Annotated in this window: 16 protein-coding genes; 4 read left to right on the top strand and 12 right to left on the bottom strand. The window is 50.1% G+C overall.

All coding sequences use genetic code 11. From position 1 onward, the window contains the following. Positions 1-16: 16 nt before the first annotated feature. The 6 genes from arcC to pldB form a co-directional block, all read right to left on the bottom strand. A complete protein-coding gene (gene arcC / locus AC2A06_RS13655) occupies positions 17-976 on the bottom strand; it encodes a carbamate kinase (protein WP_473196272.1) in 960 nt (319 codons plus the stop codon). Next, positions 973-2,394: a YlbE family protein gene (locus AC2A06_RS13650; RefSeq protein WP_484380648.1), complete on the bottom strand. Its 1,422-nt coding sequence runs from the start codon at positions 2,392-2,394 to the stop codon at positions 973-975. The genes arcC and AC2A06_RS13650 overlap by 4 nt, the downstream gene beginning before the upstream one ends. After that, positions 2,391-3,950: an acyl-CoA synthetase FdrA gene (gene fdrA, locus AC2A06_RS13645; RefSeq protein ID WP_484380647.1), complete on the bottom strand. Its 1,560-nt coding sequence runs from the start codon at positions 3,948-3,950 to the stop codon at positions 2,391-2,393. The genes AC2A06_RS13650 and fdrA overlap by 4 nt, the downstream gene beginning before the upstream one ends. 519 nt (positions 3,951-4,469) lie before the next feature. Beyond that, a complete protein-coding gene (locus AC2A06_RS13640; RefSeq protein ID WP_484380646.1) occupies positions 4,470-5,138 on the bottom strand; it encodes a cysteine hydrolase family protein in 669 nt (222 codons plus the stop codon). Positions 5,139-5,518: 380 nt separating this feature from the next. Beyond that, positions 5,519-6,319: a sugar/pyridoxal phosphate phosphatase YigL gene (yigL, locus tag AC2A06_RS13635; RefSeq protein ID WP_023492000.1), complete on the bottom strand. Its 801-nt coding sequence runs from the start codon at positions 6,317-6,319 to the stop codon at positions 5,519-5,521. A gap of 48 nt (positions 6,320-6,367) precedes the next feature. Then, entirely contained in the window at positions 6,368-7,366 is a 999-nt protein-coding gene (gene pldB / locus AC2A06_RS13630; protein ID WP_484380645.1) for a lysophospholipase L2, read from the bottom strand. A 463-nt stretch (positions 7,367-7,829) separates the two neighbouring features. Between pldB and rhtB the strand changes: the two genes are divergently transcribed. After that, entirely contained in the window at positions 7,830-8,450 is a 621-nt protein-coding gene (gene rhtB, locus AC2A06_RS13625) for a homoserine/homoserine lactone efflux protein (protein ID WP_484380644.1), read from the top strand. A gap of 24 nt (positions 8,451-8,474) precedes the next feature. Here rhtB and rhtC read toward each other — a convergent pair whose 3' ends face one another. The 3 genes from rhtC to pldA all read right to left on the bottom strand — a co-directional run bounded on the left by rhtC (position 8,475) and on the right by pldA (position 11,887). Beyond that, positions 8,475-9,101: a threonine export protein RhtC gene (gene rhtC, locus AC2A06_RS13620; protein ID WP_023490752.1), complete on the bottom strand. Its 627-nt coding sequence runs from the start codon at positions 9,099-9,101 to the stop codon at positions 8,475-8,477. Between the two features lie 12 nt (positions 9,102-9,113). Beyond that, positions 9,114-10,946 (bottom strand): ATP-dependent DNA helicase RecQ, encoded by a 1,833-nt coding sequence (gene recQ, locus AC2A06_RS13615; protein WP_484380643.1) that lies wholly within the window; start codon positions 10,944-10,946, stop codon positions 9,114-9,116. Between the two features lie 62 nt (positions 10,947-11,008). Continuing rightward, complete coding sequence (gene pldA, locus AC2A06_RS13610) at positions 11,009-11,887, bottom strand: phospholipase A (RefSeq protein ID WP_484380642.1); 879 nt, start codon at positions 11,885-11,887, stop codon at positions 11,009-11,011. A 331-nt stretch (positions 11,888-12,218) separates the two neighbouring features. On the opposite strand from pldA, the gene AC2A06_RS13605 reads away from it, so the two are divergent. Both AC2A06_RS13605 and rarD read left to right on the top strand, forming a co-directional pair. After that, positions 12,219-12,689: a thioesterase family protein gene (locus AC2A06_RS13605; RefSeq protein ID WP_484380641.1), complete on the top strand. Its 471-nt coding sequence runs from the start codon at positions 12,219-12,221 to the stop codon at positions 12,687-12,689. Between the two features lie 183 nt (positions 12,690-12,872). Next, the gene (gene rarD / locus AC2A06_RS13600; protein WP_484380640.1) at positions 12,873-13,760 is read left to right on the top strand and encodes an EamA family transporter RarD; all 888 of its coding nucleotides are present in this window, start codon (positions 12,873-12,875) and stop codon (positions 13,758-13,760) included. Here the strand turns inward: rarD and AC2A06_RS13595 are convergent. Then, on the bottom strand, positions 13,752-14,813 hold the full coding sequence (locus tag AC2A06_RS13595; protein ID WP_484380639.1) for an AbrB family transcriptional regulator: 1,062 nt from the start codon (positions 14,811-14,813) through the stop codon (positions 13,752-13,754). The two genes, rarD and AC2A06_RS13595, sit on opposite strands and share 9 nt — an antisense overlap. Positions 14,814-15,012: 199 nt before the next feature. Here AC2A06_RS13595 and AC2A06_RS13590 point away from each other — a divergent pair, with 199 nt between their 5' ends. Further along, a complete protein-coding gene (locus tag AC2A06_RS13590; RefSeq protein WP_484380638.1) occupies positions 15,013-18,849 on the top strand; it encodes a DEAD/DEAH box helicase in 3,837 nt (1,278 codons plus the stop codon). Positions 18,850-19,213: 364 nt separating this feature from the next. Here AC2A06_RS13590 and AC2A06_RS13585 read toward each other — a convergent pair whose 3' ends face one another. Next, positions 19,214-20,215 carry an SEC-C domain-containing protein gene (locus AC2A06_RS13585; RefSeq protein WP_484380693.1) on the bottom strand — a complete coding sequence of 334 codons (1,002 nt, stop codon included), beginning with the start codon at positions 20,213-20,215 and terminating at the stop codon, positions 19,214-19,216. Positions 20,216-20,763: 548 nt separating this feature from the next. Further along, the coding region (locus tag AC2A06_RS13580) for a DUF2357 domain-containing protein (protein WP_484380637.1) at positions 20,764-23,111 on the bottom strand (2,348 nt) is incomplete at its 5' end.

Below are 23,111 nucleotides of genomic sequence, written 5' to 3'. Positions count from 1 at the left end.
GTTCTTTCCTTTCCTGTTAGGGCTTAATCCAAGTGCCGGTCTGGTGATTCAGTGCGGCTTTAATGGCTTGAGGGCTGGTGATCAAGCCCTGGCCGGTTTTTCCTTGTTGCTTGCTGTTCATCACAAAACGCAGAATCGCTTCCACCTTCGGCTGCATACTACCGGCACCAAACTGCCCTTGCTGCAACAAATCCTGTGCCTGTTCAATGCTTAATGCATCCAACCACTGCTGTTGTGGCGTACCGAAATTAATTGCTACCTGTTCAACCCCAGTAGGGATCATCAGCAAGTCTGCGCCCAGTTGTTCAGCCAGCAGTGCAGAAGCCAGATCTTTATCGATCACCGCTTCCACGCCACGCAGTTGTTGGTGCTCATCCTGCACCACCGGGATACCGCCGCCGCCACAGGCGATAACAATACAGCCCTGCGCCAACAGTTGAGCAATCACCTCCCGCTCGATAATCTCCAGTGGCATCGGTGACGCTACGGTACGCCGCCAACCACGGCCCGCATCTTCCATCACCGTCCAGCCCAACTTCTGCTGGCGCTCCAATGCAGTCTGGTGATCAAAGAAGGCGCCTACTGGCTTGCTCGGGTTCTGGAAGGCCGCATCATCGGCGCTCACCAGAGTTTGCGTGACCAAAGCCACTACCGGCCGTTGGATACCGCGACGTAGCAATTCGTTATGCAGCGCTTTCTGGAACATGTAACCAATGGCACCCTGGGTATCACCCACGGCATAATCCAGTGGAACCGGTGCAACTTCTTCCGCCGCCAGTTCTGAGCGGCGCAGAATAAAGCCTACCTGTGGTCCATTGCCATGAGTCAATACCAGATCCCAACCGGCCTCGATCATCTCGACAACATGCCCCACCGTTTCCATCACGGCCTGATACTGGTCTGGGATGCTGTTATGTTGGTCGTCCTGGATCAGTGCGTTACCACCAACAGCAACCACCGCTAAAGGTCTGCTCATACTGATTCTCCTGCTGGCAACGTTTTCGCCAATGCTTCAATGGCTTCAACAAAACACGACATTGGTGCAGTAGTAATCCCAGCGCCAATCTGCCCAACCCCGGCTTCTTTATGGGCGATTCCGGTGTTAATTACTGGCAGAATCTGACGATCGGCCACTTTACGCGCATCAATACCCGCCGCTGTCGGCGCAAAATTCAAGGCTGGCAACGTAAAGGCTGGGTTAGCCCCAATGGTGATAAACTGCATACGACGGCTGTTATTGGTGGCATCGGCTGGCGTACCACCAACAAATTTCACGATGGCCGGTGAAGACGCCATGGCAAAGCCGCCGACCCCAGCCGTTTCAGTAATCGCGCTATCCCCCAAATCAGCCGCAGCGTCATCAACGCCATAACCTGGGAAGAACAGCCCTTCCACGGCGTTGGCCGGTGCCTGGAACCAGCGGTCACCGGTACCGGATAAACGGATACCAAAGTTGACACCATTACGTGCCATCACGGTGACCATTGAGCTGTAAGGCACGCCTGTGGCCGCATCCATCATGGCTTTACAAGCCGCCATGGATAGATTGAGGAAGAAGTGGTCATTACCGGTAATAAATGCCACCACGCGCTGTAACGTTTCTACCGGCAGGTTGCAAGCCAGTAATGCCGGTACCAGACGCTTAATCAGCAAACCTGTGGCTGCGGAGTTACGGTTATGAACCTCATCCCCCATATGCAGGGCTTGCGCCATCAGTGGTTTCAATTCCAACTCACCAATCTGACGAACGGCCGCTTTTAACGCTGGAGCCAGTTCTTGCTTCATCCACTGCAAACGCTGCAACACTTCATCATTGTTGGCACCAAAGCGCAGGACTTTACCCAACCCTTCATTGAAGTTGCTAAACGCGCGCTGGCCATTGGTTTTATTCTCAATCACCCAGACTGGCATGGATGGGCTGATGATACCCGCCATCGGGCCCACAGCCTGGTGATGATGGCAAGGCTCCAGAGCCACTTTACCGTCTAGCACCAAACGTTCAGCCGCCTGATGATCGTTAGCCCATCCCTCAAACAGGATCGCACCAATGATCGCGCCTTTCACCGGGCCGCACATATCTGGCCAGGCAATCGGTGGCCCAGAATGCAGGATCAGCTTACGCTCAGCCATCGCCGGGATAGCCTCCGCCGCACTCATCACGTCAATCAGTACCGGTTGAGCGCTCAGGTAACGCTCAAAAGCGATCTGGTTAGCTTGTTCAACCAGCGGATGACGGACCAATGCCGCCAGGTCCAGACCGGCCTGAATATTACCCATTGCAGGTGGCTGCCATTGCAACGCAACCACATCACCTTGGGCTTGTTTTAAGTTATCGGCAAAACCGGCCAGCCCGGCGTTAACCACTTTCAATGGCTGTTGAAATAATGGGTTCATGCTGTTTCTCCGTTTTTCTCAGCCTGAATACGAGCCACCAGGCTAGCCCACAACGCCGCCTGGGCATTGCAACCAGCAACCAGTACACCTGCCTCACGCAGGGCAGCAACTTGACGTGAACGCTGTTGTGGATCGGCTTCTGTTCCACAGACATGGGCAATCAGTAACGGGCCATTGCTGCTGTGATGTTTAGCCAGTAAAGCCAGCAGTTCAGTAGCAGGATCAGCAGCGGCGCCATAACCCAAGACCAGATCAAACAGCACCACGGCAGTTTCTGGATCATTCAGTTCCTGCTCGATACGCTGGTTACGCAGGGTAGGGTCGATCATCGGGTGTGGTCTGCCACGGGTGAAATCATCGTCACCCATATCGATCAAGGTATGCCCTTCACTACGCCAGATATCTGCTAAACGAGTGTTGCCTTTAACAGGCGTATTGGATGCGGCAATAAAGCCTTGCTGTTGGCATAGCAACTGACCTTCATAACAGAAGGTTCCACCGGCGAAGACGCCACGGATAGCCCAACGGGAAGCGGCTAAGTCTCCAATGACTGACTCTAAAACCTCAATATCCTGCTGTGGAATATGGGTGACTGAATCAGGTACTGCGGTGCCATTAGCCAGTGCCACGGCAATGCCAGCTGCATCAGCCAATGTGGCGGCGGCAGTCACCCCTGGACGGGTGATATCTTCCGCTGCAGCACCCAGGAAGTTCACTACTACTGGCTTGCCACAAGCTTGGGCACGCTCAAGAATGCGCTCTGCTACTGGACGAGCGGGTGGTTTGGAGATCAGGACAATCACCTGAGTTGCCGGATCCGCAGCCAGCGCTTGCAAGCCGTGCAACATGGAAATCCCGCCGATCTCTTCATGCAAATCGTGCCCACCGGTACCTAGTGCCTGGGAAATCCCCGCACCAAGCTGATCAATACGGCAACTCACTTCCTGCAAGCCAGTGCCTGATGCCCCAACAATGCCAATCGAGCCACCTTTCACCACGTTAGCAAAACCCAGTGGTAACCCATTGATAATGGCAGTGCCACAATCCGGGCCCATCACCAGGCGGTTTTTACGCTGAGCCAACAGTTTGATCTGTTTTTCCTGCTCCAGGCTAACGTTGTCACTGAACAACATCACGTTCATATTCAGATGCAGCGCCTTGATAGCTTCAGCCGCCGCATAATCCCCAGGCACGGAAATCAGCGCCAGATTAATGTCCGGCTGTTGTTCCGCTGCCATTTCGAGACTCACCAAGGTCGGTGCACGCAAGCCGTCCGAGTTGCTTTCCTTTGGCTTGCTATTAAGCCGTTGGTGGGCAATTTCCAGCGCCTCACGGCAAGCGTCTTCTTCACCACGCACCGCAATAATCAGATCGTTTGGCCCGGCCTTGCAGCCATCATCCAAACCGGCGTCACGTAGTTGGCTAAGGTTGGTTTCCGTCCCCATGACGACGGAGGCCTGTTCAATACCAGGGAGTTTGCTGATCTGTGCAGAAATCTGCATCAGCGAAACCGAGTCCTGATAAAGATTGGCAAAAACTTTATGCATTACACTCATCGCATTTACCTGTTCGAGGTTTGCCCGTCACTGGTGTTCGGGCGGAAGGGTTCTTGACTGAAAACAATGATTTTCAGCCTATTAAAACCAGAAAATTGGGATCCGAGTTGATTCAAGCTATCGGCAATCTCCCTGCCACTTGAACCGCTCTACCATTTGAATCTCTCTACCACTTGAATAACAAAGAAAAGAGTTGATACTCGCAATAACCTGAGTTGCAGGAGGGGGAGCAAGGCCGCAGGCTGCCAGTCACAGGAATAAACCATGAACCTGGTGCGAACGGCTGTCGCCAACGCAGATGCAGCTTGCCCTATTACGAGTATCTTGCCGGGCTCAGAGTGAGCGTTGCCATGCTGTCAAAGCCTGTCACATGCCGGCTAATCCATTAAGAAATGCCGGAAACACCGCGACTGTCATGGGTTTCTCACCCGAATCCGGCGGTACTATCCACGATACCCCGGCTCACTCAAGTTACCGCGGACAAGTCGGCCACTTGAGTGATAATGGGTATCTATAGGCTTATTTTTGCAAGCCAGCCACAATAGCGTTGGCATCACTGACCCAGCCAAAAATTGCGCCCTGGGCTTTGATCATTTCCAATGCGTATTTCTGGAACTCTGGGAAATAAGAACCGACACAATCTTGAGGAATAATACATTCGTAGCCACGGTCATTGGCTTCACGTACGGTGGTATTCACGCACACTTCGGTGGTCACACCGCAGACAATCAATGTCTTGATGCCATGATTTTGCAGGATCAAATGCAGGTCGGTCTGGTAGAACGCGCCTTTGCCTGGCTTATCAATCACTGGCTCGCCTGCCTGTGGGTAGAGTTCAGGAATAATGTCATGGCCCGCTTCACCGCGTACCAGAATGCGCCCCATCGGGCCATGGGTACCAATAAAGGTTTGACCGCCACGGGTCAATTTGGCTGGTGGGCAGTCGCTCAGATCGGCACGATGACCTTCACGCGTATGGATCACCAACAAGCCCTGGCTGCGAGCGGCATCGAGGACACGTTTACAAGGTTCAATGGCGCTGCGAACGAAAGAAACATCGTTACCCAGTGCTTCACCAAAGCCACCAGGTTCAACAAAATCTCTTTGCATATCAATCATCACCAGTGCGGTGCTGGTAGGGTCAAAGGGTAGATCGAAGGGTTCTGCATGAAAAACTTGCTGAGTCATGACACATCTCCTACATCGTTGAGATTTCTGGCCTTGAGGCCGACAATTTTGATAGGTAATTTTCAATATAGTAGGGGGATCAACGGGGGATTTGACAGACAAACGATTTCGCCTGCAGCAACGAAATTTTTGCAACAGACAACCGTATAGAGGATTAATGTGAGATTACTGCAAGTTAGTGCTTTTAATTGCAATTAAATTGATGATAAATCGGCGCTACATATAAAAAAATTGTTTATGAAATGTGCGCTGAATCGCTGAAATCGTATAAAAAAAAGTAAATACCCATATTTTTTTAGGGGTATTTTATTTGCAGGACAGAAACAGCCGGTGTTTTTGCCCTGCAACTTGAATTAAGACCCGTCCCACGCGCAGTGACGTTAACCCAGGAACATCTTGCGCAGATAATGCGGTACCGCGTCATCGGCATTAGAGCCAATCACGTCACGGTCGGGCAAGGTCTCTTTCAGCCGTTGGTGAGCATTTTGCATGATGCAACCTTTACCCGCCATCAACAACATTTCCAGGTCATTCATTCCATCGCCAAAGGCGATACACTCCTTAAGGGAATAACCAACAATCTTGGCAACAGCCTCCAGCGCATGACCTTTCGACACGCCACCAGCCATCACCTCCAGGCAGTTAGACAGTGAGAAACTGACGTTAACCCGATCACCCCAACGTGCGTTAATGGCATCTTCCAGTAACATCAATGGGCCGTGATCAGCACAAGTAAAGTACACCTTGCACACACCGTCAGTTTCCAATAAACCTGGCTCAAACACTTGATACCTAAAGACGGATTCTTGGAAAAACTCTTCCTGTTCCGGGCTTTCACGATTCACAAACCAGTCGTCATTACGGAAAACGTTGGTCAGAATGTCTGGGTTGTTATGGACAATGTTATAGAGATCGTGAGCAATATCTTCGTCCAGGTTATGGCTGAAGATCAATTCCCCTTCGGTGTTGTGCACTCGCGCACCGTTGGAAGTAATCATAAATGCACTGATGCCCAGGCTATCGCGGATTTGCGAAACGTCGATATGATGACGACCCGTGGCAAAAACAAAATGTACACCGCGCTGTGTCAATAGCTGCAGAGTCTCTTTGGCGTAAGGGGTCAAGGTATGGTCTGGGGATAGCAGCGTGCCATCTAAATCAGAAGCGACGACGTGATACATAGCAATATGTTTTAACCTCTAGTGTATTGGCGGTAGCAACAGTACTACCTAATAATGAGCAAAGAAACGCAGGATTGCGCCCAGTGCTTCGGCACGCATCGCGTCCTGTTCAAACAGGATCTCATGACGAGCGCCATGGATAATCCACGGTTTGCCCCCTTCGCAAGGGTGCCCCGCATCGGATAACGCCTGACAAAAAGCCCGATGAGAACGGTTGTCTACCACCCGTTCCTCACTGGCTTGCAATAATAGGAGCGGTGTGGTTATTTTAGCGGCTTCGGCAATAATTTGCTGCCCAGCCTGAATACTTTCCCTCACCCAATGATAAGTAGGGCCCCCAATCTGGATTTCCGGGTAATCGGCATAATAGTGCAGGTTACGGCGATAACGCTCACGGCTATGGGTCAGTGCGTTCACCACATAAGGGAGTGGCCGCCAGCGCCCGGTGCCTACCGCATAATAATCACGCATCGAAGGGTGATTCTCTGCCCAGTTCAGAATCGGGGTAGCCAGCCACCTTGGCATGGGCAAAGCAATACCAAACATCGGCGCACAGAGCGCCGCTGCAGCAAATGCCTGGGGTTCACGGGCCAGAAACTGTGCCAGGATCGCCGCCCCCATGGAGTGAGCCAAGGCAAAATAGCGCTGATAACCATAAGGTTCGACTTGTTGATGATAAAACTGAGCAAAGTCATCGACATAATCAGCAAAATTGACCACATGACCACGGTGTCTATCGGTGAGTATACGCCCGGAACGCCCCTGACCACGGTGATCCAGGATCATGACGTCATAACCTTGGTGATACAGGTCATAAGCCACTTCCGCATATTTGAGATAACTCTCGATACGGCCAGGGCTAATCACCACCACTCGCTGATGTGCCGGTGAACTCAGCCGAACAAAGCGGATAGGAACCCCGGCGACACCAATAAATTCACCTTCCACCCGTTGCTGCCAAAAATCCAGCAATGGCCCGGTAGCAAAAGCAGAGAACTGCTCTTCACGGTTTAACCATTGGGTATCACTGAGCGTCAACATCGTCATTACTGGCCTTCTATACTCGTCACCAATGAAGCTGCAGCGGTGTTGGCTGCACGCCCTCGCCCCGGTCACATAGTTATCTATTCTCCCGGGGACTCACGCCTTGGCCGCCTGCCTGCAACCTCATTGAACTTGAGTATACGTTGCAGCTAGCCGATACAAAAACCGGCTCAAGATTAATTACACTATACCCAAAATAATTCGAATTGCTTTACAAAACGCTGAGCTTTTGAACAGCGCTGGCGCTGTCTCCGCTAGGGGCGAACCTCATGGACGAAGCGAGTAACGGCAGGCAACACCCAAGCAATTTGCAGGATGAAGGATATATCGCTTGAAAAGCAATGGGTATAACTTATTGTGTCACAAATCAGCCCCAAGTTCATGCAAGTTGCTGCCGGAATATCAGCCAGTCACAACGTTCCGCTAGTTTGCAAACCATGGAAGAACACATTCAGGAAGCCTGACAATGACCTTAGACTGGTGGTTAACCTATCTGCTGACAACCCTGATCCTGAGCCTTTCCCCCGGTTCAGGAGCCATCAACACCATGAGCACCGGTATCAGCCACGGTTATCGTGGGGCGGTAGCCTCCATTGCTGGGTTGCAACTGGGGTTGTGCATTCATATTGTCTTGGTGGGGATTGGCCTGGGGGCGATAGTTTCCCAATCGCTGCTGGCATTTGAACTGCTGAAATGGCTGGGGGTGGTCTATCTGATGTGGTTAGGTATTCAGCAGTGGCGATCCGCTGGTGCGCTGGATTTACACACATTGGCAGGCACCCTGCCACGCCGCCACCTGTTTCGCCGCGCCGTGCTGGTGAATCTGTCCAACCCTAAAAGTATTGTGTTTCTCGCGGCGCTCTTCCCGCAATTTATCATCCCTAACCAACCACAATTAGCGCAGTATCTCATACTCGGGATCACCAGTGTGGTGGTGGATATTATCGTCATGACGGGTTATGCCACGCTGGCCACCCGAATTGCCCGTTGGCTGAAAACACCGCGACAAATGCAATTACTAAACCGCATTTTCGGTTCACTGTTTATTCTGGTGGCGGGGTTATTAGCCACCGCCCACAAGGCATAAGGCGACCGGCAGAACCTAGCTTGGTTAACGGGTAAAGATCAGATGCACACCAAAACCGGTGAACAATACCCCGGCCAGGCCATCAACCCACTTCACCATGCGCTGATAACCTCGGCGCATCTTAGGTAAGGCGAATACCACCGCCACCAAACTAAACCACAGCAAAGTTTCGCCAGTGATCAAGGCGAATAACCCCCAACGCGCACCGGCACCCACCTCTTCCCCAACAAACAGCGAGAACACGCTACCAAAATAAATCACCGCTTTCGGGTTGGAAAGGTTAGTCAACAAACCACGGATAAAACTGCGCCCAGGTTTCGCTAATACCACTTTCCCCTCGGTTGATTCACAGGGGTGCAGATGGTGGCTACGGGCTGAGCGCAACAGTTGCCACCCCATCCAACACAGATATATGCCCCCCGCCACCATAATAATCTGATGCAACCACGCCATTTTCTGCAGGATCAGGTTCAAGCCCAGTAATGCCACGCCAGCCCAAACCATGACGCCGAGAGTAATACCCACTACCCCCAGCATCGCCTCACGGCGCGAACGACTGACTGCAGTTTGAGACACAAAAAAGAAATCCGGCCCTGGACTGATTAACGCCACCAGATGTAGCAGTGCTATCTTCAAAAACAGTATCGACATGCTTGTAGGTCCTTATCTTTCTTCATCATCGAGATGCTCGCGGATCACCGCCATAAAAGGGGTCCCAAAACGTTCCAGTTTGCGTTGACCAACACCGTTAACACTCAACAGCTCGCTGGCGTTGATCGGCATCTGCTCCGCCATCTCCAGCAAAGTCGCATCATTGAACACCACATAAGGCGGGATATTCTCTTCATCGGCAATGGATTTACGCAGCTTGCGCAATTTGGCAAATAGCTTGCGATCATAATTGCCGCCATAGGATTTCTGGTTGGCACTGCTACGCAATTTAATACGCTGAATTCTTGGCACCGCCAGTTGCAAGGGCAGTTCACCACGCAATATTGGGCGCGCGGCTTCCGTCAGTTGCAGCGCCGAATACATGGCAATATTCTGCGTAATAAAACCCAGATGAATCAGTTGGCGCAGAACACTGGTCCAGTGCTCAGTAGTTTGATCGCGGCCAATCCCATACACCGGCAGCTTTTCATGGCCAAATTCGCGGATGCGCTGGTTATTGGCACCGCGCAAGACTTCCACCACATAAGCAATACCAAAGCGTTGCCCAACACGGCCTATCACCGACAAAGCCTTGCGCGCATCCTCAAGGCCATCATAACGCTTAGGGGGATCAAGGCAGATATCACAGTTGCCACAGGCTTGCTGACGGCCTTCACCAAAGTAATTCAACAGCACCAAACGGCGGCAGGTTTGTGCCTCCGCAAAGGCCCCCATGGCATTGAGCTTATGGCGTTCGATATCCAACTGCGGACCTGCCGGTTTCTCTTCCAGACAGCGACGCAGCCAGGCCATATCGGCCGGGTCATACAACAGCACCGCTTCTGCCGGTAAACCATCACGCCCTGCACGCCCCGTTTCCTGATAATAGGACTCGATGTTGCGCGGTATATCAAAGTGCACCACAAAGCGCACATTAGGCTTATTAATCCCCATGCCAAAAGCCACCGTGGCGACTACCACCTGCAAGTCATCACGTTGAAAGGCTTCCTGCACTTGAGAACGACGGGCGTTATCCAAACCGGCATGATAAGCCGCCACACTCAGCCCTCGGCTCTGCAAGCGGGCGGCCGTGTCTTCCACCTTAGCGCGGCTATTACAGTAAATAATGCCACTTTTGCCCCGCTGGTCTTGCACCAGACGCCATAGCTGGTCGAACGGTTTGAACTTCTCCACCAACGTGTAGCGGATATTAGGGCGATCAAAACTGCTGATCTGGATCAGCGGGTCCTGTAACGACAGTAAACGGACAATATCCCGCCGGGTGGCTTCATCCGCCGTGGCAGTCAACGCCAACACCGGCATGGTAGGAAAACGTTGTTTCAACTGGCCTAGCGCCCGATACTCCGGGCGGAAATCATGCCCCCACTGAGAGATGCAGTGTGCTTCATCCACTGCCAGTAATGCGGGTGGGCAATGTTCCAGTAACTCAAAGAAACTGTCCATCACCAGCCGTTCAGGGGCAACATAGAGCAATTTGATCTTGCCACTACGGCAATTTGCCATCACTTCCCACTGCTGCTCACGGGTTTGTGTCGAGTTATAGCACGCGGCTGCCACGCCATAGGCGAGCAGTTGATCAACCTGATCTTTCATCAATGAAATTAATGGGGAGACCACCAGCGTCAGCCCATCCATCACCAGTGCCGGAATTTGATAACACAATGACTTACCTCCGCCAGTGGGCATTACGACCAGGCAATCCTGACCCGCAATGGTGGCGTTGATAATCGTTTGTTGACCCGGACGGAACTGCTGATAGCCGAAGGTATTACGCAACACCTGCTCTGCTAGCAACTCTTTGTTTATCACTGCTGCGGTTGACACACCCTTCCCCATTTAAACACGACAGCAGTACCCAGTTTGGCACTGCCATCCGCACCACAAAATTACATAATATCGTTAAGCATGACACCAACACCAAACCGTGTCTGTTTGAAGTTGTAATCAATCATCGATTCGCCATAACCACTGAACAGCTGAGTATAGAAACGCACATGAGAGGTGATAGGATAACTCCAGCCCAGCTCCGCACCACCAAAACCGGTGTTCCAGTTATAGTGGCTATTAACACTGACCACACTTTGCCCCAGGGCATAACCCACTTTTAGCCGGTAATACCCCATATACTTGGTGATATCCGGATTATCGTCGTTGCTATCACTTTCAGAAAAACGGAACCAGGGCTTGATATCTACCTGCCAATTGCCGTTCTGCGCCATCAAGCGTGCATAACCGCGGTTCCAACTACGGGAAGTGGGATCTTCACGGCCATTGGACTGATGGTTAAAACCCACTTCAATATCGCGCAACGTCCAACCAGCAAACTGGTAATCGGTGGCCCAGCCAAGGAAAATTTGGGGTTCATAGTTAGTTTCACGAAACGGCGATGACTCCTCACTATTAGAAAGTTGCCACCAGGAACGCTGAGTATAGGAAGCCCCCAATAACGAATTCTCACCGAGAATACCCGTCCAGATAGGAAAGGCCAGACTAATCTGGAATTTAACCTCATCTTTTTTGGCATTTTGCGACCAACTATAGGATTCGATAGCCTCTTTATTGAGGTCACTGGTATCGGTGTAAATTAAGTAGTTGGGTTCATAAGCATAAAAAGTGAATGGCCCATCATAATGCTGCAACATATTGCTAATAATGCTGCCACGAACCGCGGATGTATTCAGATTCTTTTGCTCAGAAGCCTCATTGGCCGATACGGCTAATGGTGCTAACAACAGCGCCATCAACGCAACAGACATAACGCGCATGATTTGCTCACTCCAGAAATATTAAGAAAAGTTGTGATAAAAACGGATTATTTTACACACAAATCATAGGCGCTGTCCCTTGCTTAATTGCTGATGGTGTCACTGAGCATCCGGTTATGAGCCATTAACTCGCTATGCCGATCATCATTACTGGGCATGTAGCATAAGAAATGCCGCCTTAACCGGATAATCAGTAAAGATGTTGAACATTTTAGTAGATGATATGTTTAGGTGGGACTAGAAAGAAACAAAAAAAAGCATAGAATTAACAAATGAGCAACACGGATTGGCGAATGCGCCCAGCAACCCTATTCCTCTGAAGGTAATAACCATGTCGCATACCCCGATGACCGTGGAAGCCGCGCGTCAGAAGATCAGTGAGATTTTTGTCTATCACATGCCATTTAATCGTGAATTGGGGTTGGAATTGCGCCACTTTGACGACGACTATGTGGAGTTGACCTTTATCAATCAACACAAGCTGGTGGGTAATGCCGCACAAAATATCCTGCATGGTGGGGTGATCGCCTCGGTGCTGGATGTTGCCGCCGGATTGGTCTGTGTCGGCAATGTTCTGATACGCCAAGATCCCCTGTTCGAAGAGGAACTGTTGGCCCGCTTGGCACGCATGGGAACTATCGATTTGCGCGTTGACTATTTGCGCCCTGGCCGTGGTGAGCACTTTATTGCCGCCGCCAGCGTGCTGCGTAGCGGTAATAAAGTATCAGTGGCGCGCGTTGAACTGCATAATCACGACGGCGTGCATATTGCCAGCGCAACGGCTACCTATCTGGTGGGATAACAGCGGGGCAATATGCTCTGTGCCAAACATTGCCCCGCTGCCCTGCTGTTGATAGCTGGCATCAATAGGCCCAACTGGAAACAGACTTTGTAACAACATAACTGTATGTAGATCACAAAATCGGGACACGCTCGGTTAACTACAGTAAAATCTCTGTATCTCAGTTCCTACCCGGTACTCCTTATGGATGCAAACCAGACGCGGCAGGGCATCTTATTTGCTCTGGCCGCTTATTTTATTTGGGGCATTGCCCCGGTCTATTTCAAGTTGATCCAACAAGTACCTGCTGATGAGATCCTGACCCATCGGGTGATTTGGTCATTTTTGTTTATGTTGGTGCTGATATCGCTGGGCCGCCACTGGCAAAAAGTACGAGCGGCATGTCGTAATCCCAAAAAGCTACTCTTACTGGCCGTGACTGCGGTCTTGGTGGGGGGCAACTGGCTACTGTTTATTTGGGCGGTGAATAACCACCATATGCTGGAAGCGAGCCTAGGCTATTTTATCAATCCGTTAGTGAATATCCTGCTCGGGATGCTGTTCTTGGGTGAGCGATTTCGCCGTATGCAATGGTTCGCCGTCGCGTTGGCATTTACCGGGGTACTGGTGCAATTGTGGCAGTTCGGTTCACTGCCCATCGTCGCTCTGGGGCTGGCTTTCAGCTTTGCCTTTTATGGGCTATTACGCAAAAAAATCGCTATTGATGCGCAAACCGGTATGTTGGTTGAAACGTTGTGGTTACTACCCGTCGCCGCCATCTACCTGTTTCTGATTGCCGACAGCCCCACCAGTCAGCTCAGTAACAACCCTTGGTCATTAAATCTATTACTGGTGGCTGCCGGGATTATCACCACCGTACCACTGCTGTTCTTTACGGCGGCAGCCACCCGGTTGCGTCTTTCAACCCTTGGGTTCTTTCAATACCTTGGCCCAACCATGATGTTCCTATTGGCTACCACCTTCTACGGCGAAACGATCGGCCTGGATAAATTGGTCACCTTCGGCTTTATCTGGGCGGCGTTAGGGCTGTTCACCCTTGATGCGCTCTATACCCAGCGGATATTACGTTGATTTCGTCGGCAAGGCGCGGTTGGAAATAAACCGCGCTATTGCTGGCCCGGTCAATAAAATAGTGAACAAACGCAGTGTCTGCATGGCCATTACAAACGTGATATCAACCCGGCTACCTGCGGCAATAATGGCCACTGTATCCAACCCTCCTGGGCTGGTTGCCAGATAAGCAGTTAATAGATCGACAGGCAAAAATAGGGTTAACATCCATGCCAGTCCGCCACAAAACAGCATCAAGGCGATAATCGACATCACTATTTGTGGCAAGGTACGCAATGCCAACAGGAAGATTGGCCGGGTAAAACGCAGCCCCACACTCCAGCCAATGACCGTATAAGCCAACGCCAACAACCATTCCGGCACCTGCAACATCATGGTGCCGCTAGAGTGTAATGCAGCCCCCAGGATCATTGGCAACATCAGTACACCAGAGGGAATACGCAAGCGTGGCCCCAGCCAGATACCCGCCACAGCAATCCCTACCGTGCCTAGAAAATTCCAATGCAATGCTGGGAACCACTCAACTGCCACACTGCCTTGCCCTGCCTCACTCCCCAAGCTAATACGCACCACCATTGCTGCTGCCGTCGCCACGAACAGCACCCGCAGATATTGCATAAAGGCCACCAGACGGACATCGGCACCAAAATCCCCGGCCATCGCCACCATCGCCGAAGCCCCGCCGGGTGAAGTTCCCCAAGCGCCGGTCGGCCCCGGTAACCCGCTAAAGCGCATAAGACACCAGCCGGCAAACCCGCTTGCCAACAGCGTAGAGAGCAAAACCAGTAACACCAGTGGCCAATCTTGCAGTAACGGCGTCAGAATATCGGGGGATAGACTTTGAGCAATCATGCAGCCTAACACGGCTTGTGAAACAACAAAGTAATGGGCGGGAACACGGACTGATGCCCCTAGCAGGCCCATCACGACGCCAACAATCATCGGCCCTAACAGCAGAGCAGCGGGAAAGTGGAAGAATTGCAGTAACCCTCCCAATAACAATGAAGCCAGTAGCAAGATAATCCATTGAATAAATTTAGGAAAATTATCCATAATGCCCTATGTTTTTTTCATTAATCGTATACTCGTCACCAATACTTATGGAAACCCCACCGTGATCACCGCTAGATTGATTCAGTTGGTATAGCCAATCAATCAAATTTTCTACTTTTTTATTTAAAGACAAACGAGCCCAAAACCACGAAAATATCGTATATCCAAGCCCATATTTAAAAGATCGCAGGAAGGCCCAGTGCAACGCTCAGAAATAACCTCATATGCGTTTAAAGATGGACAAATCGATTTCCTTGCCGCCATCATTGTCAGCCCTAGCCGCAAAGCTGAAGACCTTTATTTATCTTATCTAAACTATGTGGGTGAACAACGCGCAGGGCGATTCGCTGCGCTGTGTGACCAATGTCTACAAGCTGGCTGGATCCGCACCAACACACATCAAGAGAAAACGTTTATTCACCTCACCGCGGATGGCTGGTGTTTTGCTCTGCTCGCTGCTCAGAACACCTCACAAATCCGATTAAACCAGGGCTTACGCAACACGGTACGCGTACCGGAGGCCCATTACGCTCGCTTGTATGCCGCTTGGTTTGCACCGCACTATCTTTGGTCGGTAGATACGGAGCTACTTGAACAAAGCGTCAATGATGGTTTTTACCTGATGTCACAAAGTGATCAACTTTGGTATTTAGCCAACACCGCTGACCTTGTCAAAGGTGCAGGGGATTACTTTCTCGCGACCTACCTGCGGATGTCACTGGCCGCCACCACACCCGCCACCTATAAAACCCTGCATTCCTTGATATCAAACGTGGCGAAAAGAGCGTTGCCGATTCAACTGAGCCAAGATGCGGGCCTTTTTTCGCACAACCCCAGCCAAGCCCAACACTTCCTAGCCCCCCTTGACGAACACTATTTAGCTCGGCGTGAACTGCTGTTCCCGCTCACTCCCCGAACTAAACTCAGCCTTTCGTACTTGATCGATCTGTTTATTATCCAATGTCTGCGCCCTGAATTACTCCAAAACAGACTGGAACAGCTTGAACAGTTGGAGCTGGCAAGTGATTATTCCCTGGGTTTTTTCCATTGGCAAAAGGTCTTCAACTATCTGCAGTTGAGCGAAGATACGCTGATGTCTCGGTTTTACGATGCGCCAATGTGGCTCGAGTCGGTATGTACCCCACAGGGTATCGCTTGGGGACAATTGGTTCTGGATTTGCTGCAAATGTGCCGAGTCAAAACGCGCCCAGAGTTGCGAGAATTTTTCACCGCCTTGGCTCAGCACCCACTGGCAGAACACCTTAGTGCTTCCAGTACCCTAATCAAATTTAACCTCGCGCATATGGCCCAGCGCCTTTTTGCTTATTTGACCGACCAGGAAACCGGCCAAAGCCGTTACATTGATAAACCCGATATGTGGCAAATATGGATCACCGAAGTAGCCACTACATTGCACAACCCGAAAGAGCAGCAAAATGAACGTTTAGCTTGGATGATTACCGAGCACGATACCTTGTTGGTGAAGTTGCAAAAACGGGGCAAAAAGGGCTGGAGTCTTGGGCGAAAAATCTCTCCACACAGCCTTAAATATGAACATAATCTTGCTTTGACCAGTATTGATCTGACGATCACCGAACATTTGCAACGCGGCCAGGATTACTGGAGCGACGTATTTAAGCTCACCCCCAGCTTGCTCATGTTGTTATCGCAAAGTGAGAACGTGTTTAACGCAACTGGCGAACCGCTGCGTTTGGTCGCGGAACCGGCCCTGGTGGTGCTTGAAGAACAAAGCGGGCAGCTCGTGCTGCAATGCTATCCAACGGCGACAAAGCAGAACAAAGCCTTGTTGCAGCCTCGTATTGAAGGGATCTACTCTTTTTATTCGATTCCCGAACACATCGAGCGCTTTTTTACCCTCGCAGGAAAAATGCCCGCCGTCCCCATCGAACAGGCCGATGCGCTGATCGAACGCTTGGGTGATCAAGTCAACTGGTACTTTCTCACCGAAGAGCGTGGCAACATTATCCTAGGAGAATGGGATGCAACGCCGCACTTGTGGCTCAGGCTTGGCGAAAAGACATTAGAACTGTCTATTGAGCACCAATCTCACGACCAACGCACGCGCATCGGTTCGGGACAAGGCCCGCTCTGGCTCTATCAGGAAGGTAGTCTCTGGTATCACCGCGATCTTGGGCAAGAGCGACAGCAAGCGAAAGCGATAGCCCAAAAGCTCGGTTTAAAGGCATGTAAAAATCATCGTTACAGCGTACCCAGCGAGCAACTACCGCAACTGCTTGATGACCTAGATCAGCTCAAAGACGTGACCATCCACTGGCATCAAGGGAGCAAACGGGTCAAACAACTGCGCTCACAAGATGTTGGCCTTTCGATTCGACAAAAAGAAGAATGGTTTCAAGTTTCCGGTGATGTGCATTTTGATGGCGCTGAAGTGCTTGATCTCAAACGCCTACTTGAGGCTAGGCGCACGGGCTTTATTACCATAGAACAACAAAATCTCACCTTATTAGTCAGCGATGAGCTACGTAAACAGTTAGATTTTTTAGACAGCGTGCTAGATGACAATCTCTCGGTTAATCGTCAACTGGCCTACCCACTACAAAAGCTTATCGAAACCATGTCGGTGCAAAGTGACCAAAGTTGGCAAGCGCTACAACAGGCTTGGTCGCACCCCATCTCACTTGATAAAGCACTGCTTGAGCCACTACGCGATTACCAACGCAGCGGCGTACTCTGGGCAGCACATTTATTGCACAATGGTTTTGGTGTCTGTTTGGCCGACGATATGGGGCTTGGCAAAACGCTGCAAGCCTTAACCCTACTGAACCATTTTCAAGCGCAAGGCCCAAGCTTAGTGGTCTGCCCCAAATCAGTATTGCTGAATTGGCGCCAAGAAAGCCAACGCTTCACGCCGCAGTTAACAATGATAGACCTAGAGAGCTGCGCCGATCGCCAGCAAACCTTAGCTGATGCCCAACCTGGAGAGGTGATTGTCGTCAGTTATGGGTTGGTGACTCGCTTGGCCGAAACCTTGCAAGCAAACGAGTGGCAAACCGTGGTCTTGGATGAAGCCCAGCAGATCAAAAATCCTAATGCTGAGCGCGCTAAAGTGCTGTTTGATCTTAAAGCACAGCGGCGCATTGCCCTCTCTGGCACCCCAGTGGAAAACCATTTGGTTGAACTTTGGAGCCAGTTCACCTTCTTAAACCCAGGCTTACTCGGCTCTTTAAAGCAGTTTAAAGCCAAATACGCACAAGCAGGCAAAAATGAACAAGATCTGCTGCGACTGCGCGCTTTAGTCAGCCCATTTATTTTGCGTCGCCTAAAAGAGGAGGTGTTAACGGAACTGCCGGAAAAAACTGAGCTGATCCATCATGTTGAATTGACCAGTAAAGAACGCAATGCTTACGAAGCGGTACGCAAAGAGGCGTTGCAAACCCTGAGTGAGAGCAACGGGAATTCCGCCATTTCGCTATTCGCTGGCTTAACCCGCTTGCGCCAAGTGTGTTGCGACCCAGGTTTGGTGTTTGAGCACCTTAGCGAGACCAGCAGCAAACAAAAAGAGGCGCTGCAACTGATCGCCGACGCCCTTGATGGCGGACATAATATTCTGGTGTTCAGCCAATTTGTCCAATTACTCAAACGGTTCGGCCAGCGGTTAACCATGCAGGGAATCGATTTTTGTTACCTCGATGGGCAATCCACCAGCAAGCAACGGCAAAGTGCGATCAACACATTTAAATCTGGCAAGCACAGCCTTTTTTTGATCAGCCTAAAAGCAGGCGGTTCTGGGCTTAACCTCACCGAAGCTGATACCGTTATCCACCTTGACCCATGGTGGAACCCCGCAGTGGAAGATCAAGCGAGCGATCGCGCTTATCGGATGGGGCAAACCAAACCTGTCACCGTCTATCGGTTGGTCACAGTCAATACCGTGGAGGAAAAAATCATCCAACTGCACAGTGAAAAACGCGACTTGGCCGATAAAGTACTATCTGGTCAATCGAGTGCCGAACAGCTCAACCCTGAATTGCTTTTACAGCTAATGACGGAGTGAATGTAGCAACATCATTAGCCGTCAATGCTTAATAGTTCACCCGGTCTGGTCACAGGTCTACATAACGTTACTTATTGAGTAACAATATGTAGACCAAGTAAGTACGAGGAGTGATTGCCGGTTTAGAACGCAAGATTGCTATCTAGGAACGCCACCTTGCGGAGTTTGGCTATTCCTTGCTGGTATTACAGCAAGGAATAGCCAGTGCTACTGACGATTTAACCGTGCTTTACGACTGTGACTGCTGGTCATCAGTCGCTTAAAACGACGTTCAAACTCCAACGCATCCTTGTTAAACCAATAAGCTTCGAACCGTTGATGCAGATAGCGTGAGAATTGAGATTGGCTCACGGCGACCTTGTTATTACTTAACACTAAATTGAAATGTCTGGGTTAACAAAGGCTGAGGCTGAACTTTCCGTGCTTTGCCTTCTCGTGGGAAAAAGCTTTTCGGATCGGCGGTGATAAATCCCCAAAACTGCAAAAAACGCTCGATAAAACGTGATTCAATCATCAAGCCTAACTGTTTTTCTGGCGAGAAATAATCATTTGGAGAGAACTCCTGCAACAAATCAGGGAAGGCGGTCATCACCTCTTTAATAAGCTGATCTGCGCTGGTATGGCTTTGTAAGCGCCACAGCATAAACAGCCAGAAGGTGCGTAAATCAACATTTTGATCAAAACCGTCTAAGTAACCCCAGTTATATTTTTTAATTGCAGTTTCTAACATGGGTTGGAAAAAGGCTTGAATACCTTGTGTTTGATAGCGCTTCTGGGCTGTCTTTTTGACATGGTAGTGACCACTACGACGATAAATGATGCCCGCAATTTCTGCCAACACTCGGGTATAGTGCAACGCATTGAATTTCTCTTCATTGCTACCCGCATAGTCATTAATAGTGATTGGCGTATTGAGTTCTGACACCGCAAACTCCGGCAATAACGCGCTAGCCTGCTTGACTAATTTAACCGGAAGGTTACCTCTGCTGGTTGCTTTAAATGAACCCTCATTTTGCATCGCTTCATCAAGAATTAGGGTTAAATAGCGCATTACCGGGCTAGATGAAAGGTCGTCTGGCGTGGCAATGGTCACCCCGTTCAATTCATCAAAAGACGCATAGAGCCAATTGGTCATTTGCGTTGGCGATAAACCACAAAAATCAGGGTGCGGGTGGTTGTTGCGTTCAAACATTTTATGTTGCAAAGCCGCATTGAGCTCATCAAGTGTCAAGCTGGGGTTCATGGCAACCATGGCTTCAACATCATCGAACACTTCAGCATGCTGTTTTTCTAAACTGTTCATACAGCAATGCTTGTATTTTTTTCCGCTGCCACAATGGCAACGGTCGTTTCGACCTAGTTTCATATTCACTTCACATTTCCTATTAGACCCCTTATACAACCGATTGGGTCAGTCTGTTATAGCCAAAGTGGAAAAGTAAACAGCATACTCCGGACAAGTAGTTGGGTCTATTTCTTGCTCACCACATGATATTTTCGCTTAACAAGATCTTGTATACCCAAAATAATTCGAATTGCTTGACAGAACACTGTGCGTTTTGAACAGCGCTGGCTCCGAAGGAGCGAGGTCCTATGGGCCGAGTCACGCAGCAAGCGAGGAAGCCCTAGGAGCATAGCCAACTATGTGGCTAGGGTGACAGAAAAATCCGCCTGGAGCGGATTTGAACGCTGCTTGCAGCGGCCCCGATAGGGGCGAGCCTCACGGACGAGGCGAGTAACTGCAGCTAACACCCAAGCAGTTTGACGTATGAAGGGTATACCTGATCAACAATGTGACCGCGAGATTACCAAAACCCAAGCGAGATGGCTTGGCAACAAAGGCCTCTCTTCAACATGCATTAGATCGGAAAAACAACTATCCGTTTGGCATTTGTTAAGTGTTGTTACGCTGACTCAAACCATCGCCTCTTCGTAAACTTTATCTACTTCAGCAAACCTTAGCACGTGCTCTAGGCGGGTTAATGTGGTGAGTTTCATAGAGTTTCTTATCGGGCGGTGAGGTACTTTAGTCAGTGGGGTTTGTAGCGTAAGTGGTTTACCAAGTTCAAATAAATAATACAGATCTGCCGAGTCCGATTTTTTACCGGCTTGTTCTTCTGAAATGGCATAACGCGGTAATACCATCACACGTTTAATTGGCCAAAGTTTGTCAATTTGCTTAGTGTCACTTTGGCTGTCTGAGGTTGATGCTAACGCTAAATAACGGATCTCCTCAGCCACATGTTGCTTAAATTTTCGTAAAAAGGTGCTTTGCGGCAGGTGATACCATTTTGCCGTACCTTGCTCAAACCCTTCAAAGTAGCCATGGCTGCGTCCACGTTGCCCACCCAGAGCTACTGTCATCGTCAGGTCCGGGTACAATACTTGCCGCATGCCGTGGTAAGGTATGCGTGCGGCCTCTTGTACGTAGAGCCTCTCCGCTATGCCTCCGACAGGATACATAGTCTCATTACCTTGTCCTGCTTGCGCATGTGGAACGGACCCAATTTGCGCTTGTAAAAACTCGAGTAGCCATTGATGACCGCAGTAACCGCTTTCAATTTGACTCGGCAGCAGGGCGAACGCACCGATCCCCACTTCTTCAATCGCCAGCGCATAAGGGTTTAGCATTTGGGTTTGATCAAAAAAGCCTGGGTATAACGCAAAGGCACCAAATACCGGGCGGCTTTTCTTCGCAAGCTGGCCAGAGGTCGTGTTCGATAGGCTTGATTGTAACTCAGACAAACGTATTAACGCATCGCGGTAGCGGTGCATTTGGTTAATGGCATCGTCTGGTACGTAGTCGGTTGATGTTATATCTTCGCTGCTATCATCAAAGCGGTTCTTATCAGTTTTGATGCGGTATTTGGCATCAAACAACCAAATAAATTGCTGTTCTTGGTCCGAACCTGCAGTTTTAGGTAGCGTCACCTCTAAGACGATGTCCGGCTCTTGGTTGACCAAATAGGAGCGTATTGATTTGCCCTTTTTAGTGAATTTAGGTTCGTGCGCCAGCCTTGCGATGACACCATCGGCCCGCTTAAAGCGAAACGCGCCCGCAAAGCCATCTTTCAGTTGGTATTCAAAAAAATCATTCTGCAATAGCTTAGCTGCACCATTCTCAACTAGCGTAAAACCAAGGTCATGCTCCAAAATTTGTTTGAGGCAGAGAAAACACCAAACTTCGTAAATCTCAGCCACCGACTTCATAGAAATGCTCGACTGGTTGCCAAACACGTCTAAATAGAATTTCAGCTCTTGCCATACACGATACACCGCGCTGTAACCGGTTTTTTGCTGTAACACCAAGGATTCACGGCTTAAGCCGGTGTAAGCCCCCACCTCTTTCAAAAAGCTCTGGCTCAACACTTTTTGCAACGGCTGCTGCCAGCTATGCAGTTCATCTAAAAAAGAATCGGATAAACGTTGATGCTCTGGGGCTTGGTTACTCAGGCGTAATTTGGCTTCAAACTCAGCCAATTGACGCTTGCAATAACCAACCGCCATTTTGATAAAACGATTTTCTGCCGTATCCACGCTCAGTTGTTTTTTTTCGACCCGATAGCGTTGGTCATATTGACCATTGGCGAAGTCTTGCTTTACTTGCTGCGCCAATTTATGGGGTAAACGACCCTTTAATTTGGCGGCTTTGATATTGGCAACCGTGGGTTGTAGGCAGCTATGGGGTGCAGCACAAATCACCTTGATACCTTGCTCAAAGCGGGCTCTTAATGCAGCAAAGTTCGCTAGCCACATTAAAGGGAAATGGCCACGCTGCTTGCTGGTTGTAGCATCTTGTTCGGTTTTCTCAACCAAACTAAAACGCCAGAGCGGGTAAACTGCATCAATGGCTCGGTACATGGCGGGTAAGTCTTGATGCAGTGCCATTTTGGTCGGCAGCACTTCAAACGCGATATGCTGGGTATGGGTTTTACCATCAAGCTCAAACGACAGCGGCAAACGCAGCCAACCCACGTCATTACCGGTATCAATGCTGCCCGTTAAGCGTGCAGGAACCAGCCCCCTTGCTGTTTTCATTTCAGCGGAGAACCGAAATGCCTCGCTGACACTTTGGCTTCGGTGTACCAAACGCGCATCCGTCACGTTACCCCAAAATACCCATTCAAACTGATATTGGGTATTTTCAAAAAACAACGGAGCACTTAACGTTAGTTCAGCACACTTTGCAGGGCTAGCGGTATCTGCCCCCCTATCCTCTTGCGTAGAAACACGAGTTTGTTCAAGGCTGTTACCTTGTTCGT

The sequence above is a fragment of the Serratia sp. HNCC26DJ244 genome (assembly GCF_057180565.1).
Note: the sequence above shows the minus strand (reverse complement) of the source record. Positions and strands in the feature narration are given on the sequence as shown.

Excerpts from the sequence above, each read along its gene's own strand:
- arcC (WP_473196272.1), bottom strand. The coding sequence starts at position 976 with ATGAGCAGACCTTTAGCGGTGGTTGCTGTTGGTGGTAACGCACTGATC.
- AC2A06_RS13650 (WP_484380648.1), bottom strand. The coding sequence starts at position 2,394 with ATGAACCCATTATTTCAACAGCCATTGAAAGTGGTTAACGCCGGGCTG.
- fdrA (WP_484380647.1), bottom strand. The coding sequence starts at position 3,950 with ATGAGTGTAATGCATAAAGTTTTTGCCAATCTTTATCAGGACTCGGTT.
- AC2A06_RS13640 (WP_484380646.1), bottom strand. The coding sequence starts at position 5,138 with ATGACTCAGCAAGTTTTTCATGCAGAACCCTTCGATCTACCCTTTGAC.
- yigL (WP_023492000.1), bottom strand. The coding sequence starts at position 6,319 with ATGTATCACGTCGTCGCTTCTGATTTAGATGGCACGCTGCTATCCCCA.
- pldB (WP_484380645.1), bottom strand. The coding sequence starts at position 7,366 with ATGACGATGTTGACGCTCAGTGATACCCAATGGTTAAACCGTGAAGAG.
- rhtB (WP_484380644.1), top strand. The coding sequence starts at position 7,830 with ATGACCTTAGACTGGTGGTTAACCTATCTGCTGACAACCCTGATCCTG.
- rhtC (WP_023490752.1), bottom strand. The coding sequence starts at position 9,101 with ATGTCGATACTGTTTTTGAAGATAGCACTGCTACATCTGGTGGCGTTA.
- pldA (WP_484380642.1), bottom strand. The coding sequence starts at position 11,887 with ATGCGCGTTATGTCTGTTGCGTTGATGGCGCTGTTGTTAGCACCATTA.
- AC2A06_RS13605 (WP_484380641.1), top strand. The coding sequence starts at position 12,219 with ATGTCGCATACCCCGATGACCGTGGAAGCCGCGCGTCAGAAGATCAGT.
- rarD (WP_484380640.1), top strand. The coding sequence starts at position 12,873 with ATGGATGCAAACCAGACGCGGCAGGGCATCTTATTTGCTCTGGCCGCT.
- AC2A06_RS13595 (WP_484380639.1), bottom strand. The coding sequence starts at position 14,813 with ATGGATAATTTTCCTAAATTTATTCAATGGATTATCTTGCTACTGGCT.
- AC2A06_RS13585 (WP_484380693.1), bottom strand. The coding sequence starts at position 20,215 with ATGAAACTAGGTCGAAACGACCGTTGCCATTGTGGCAGCGGAAAAAAA.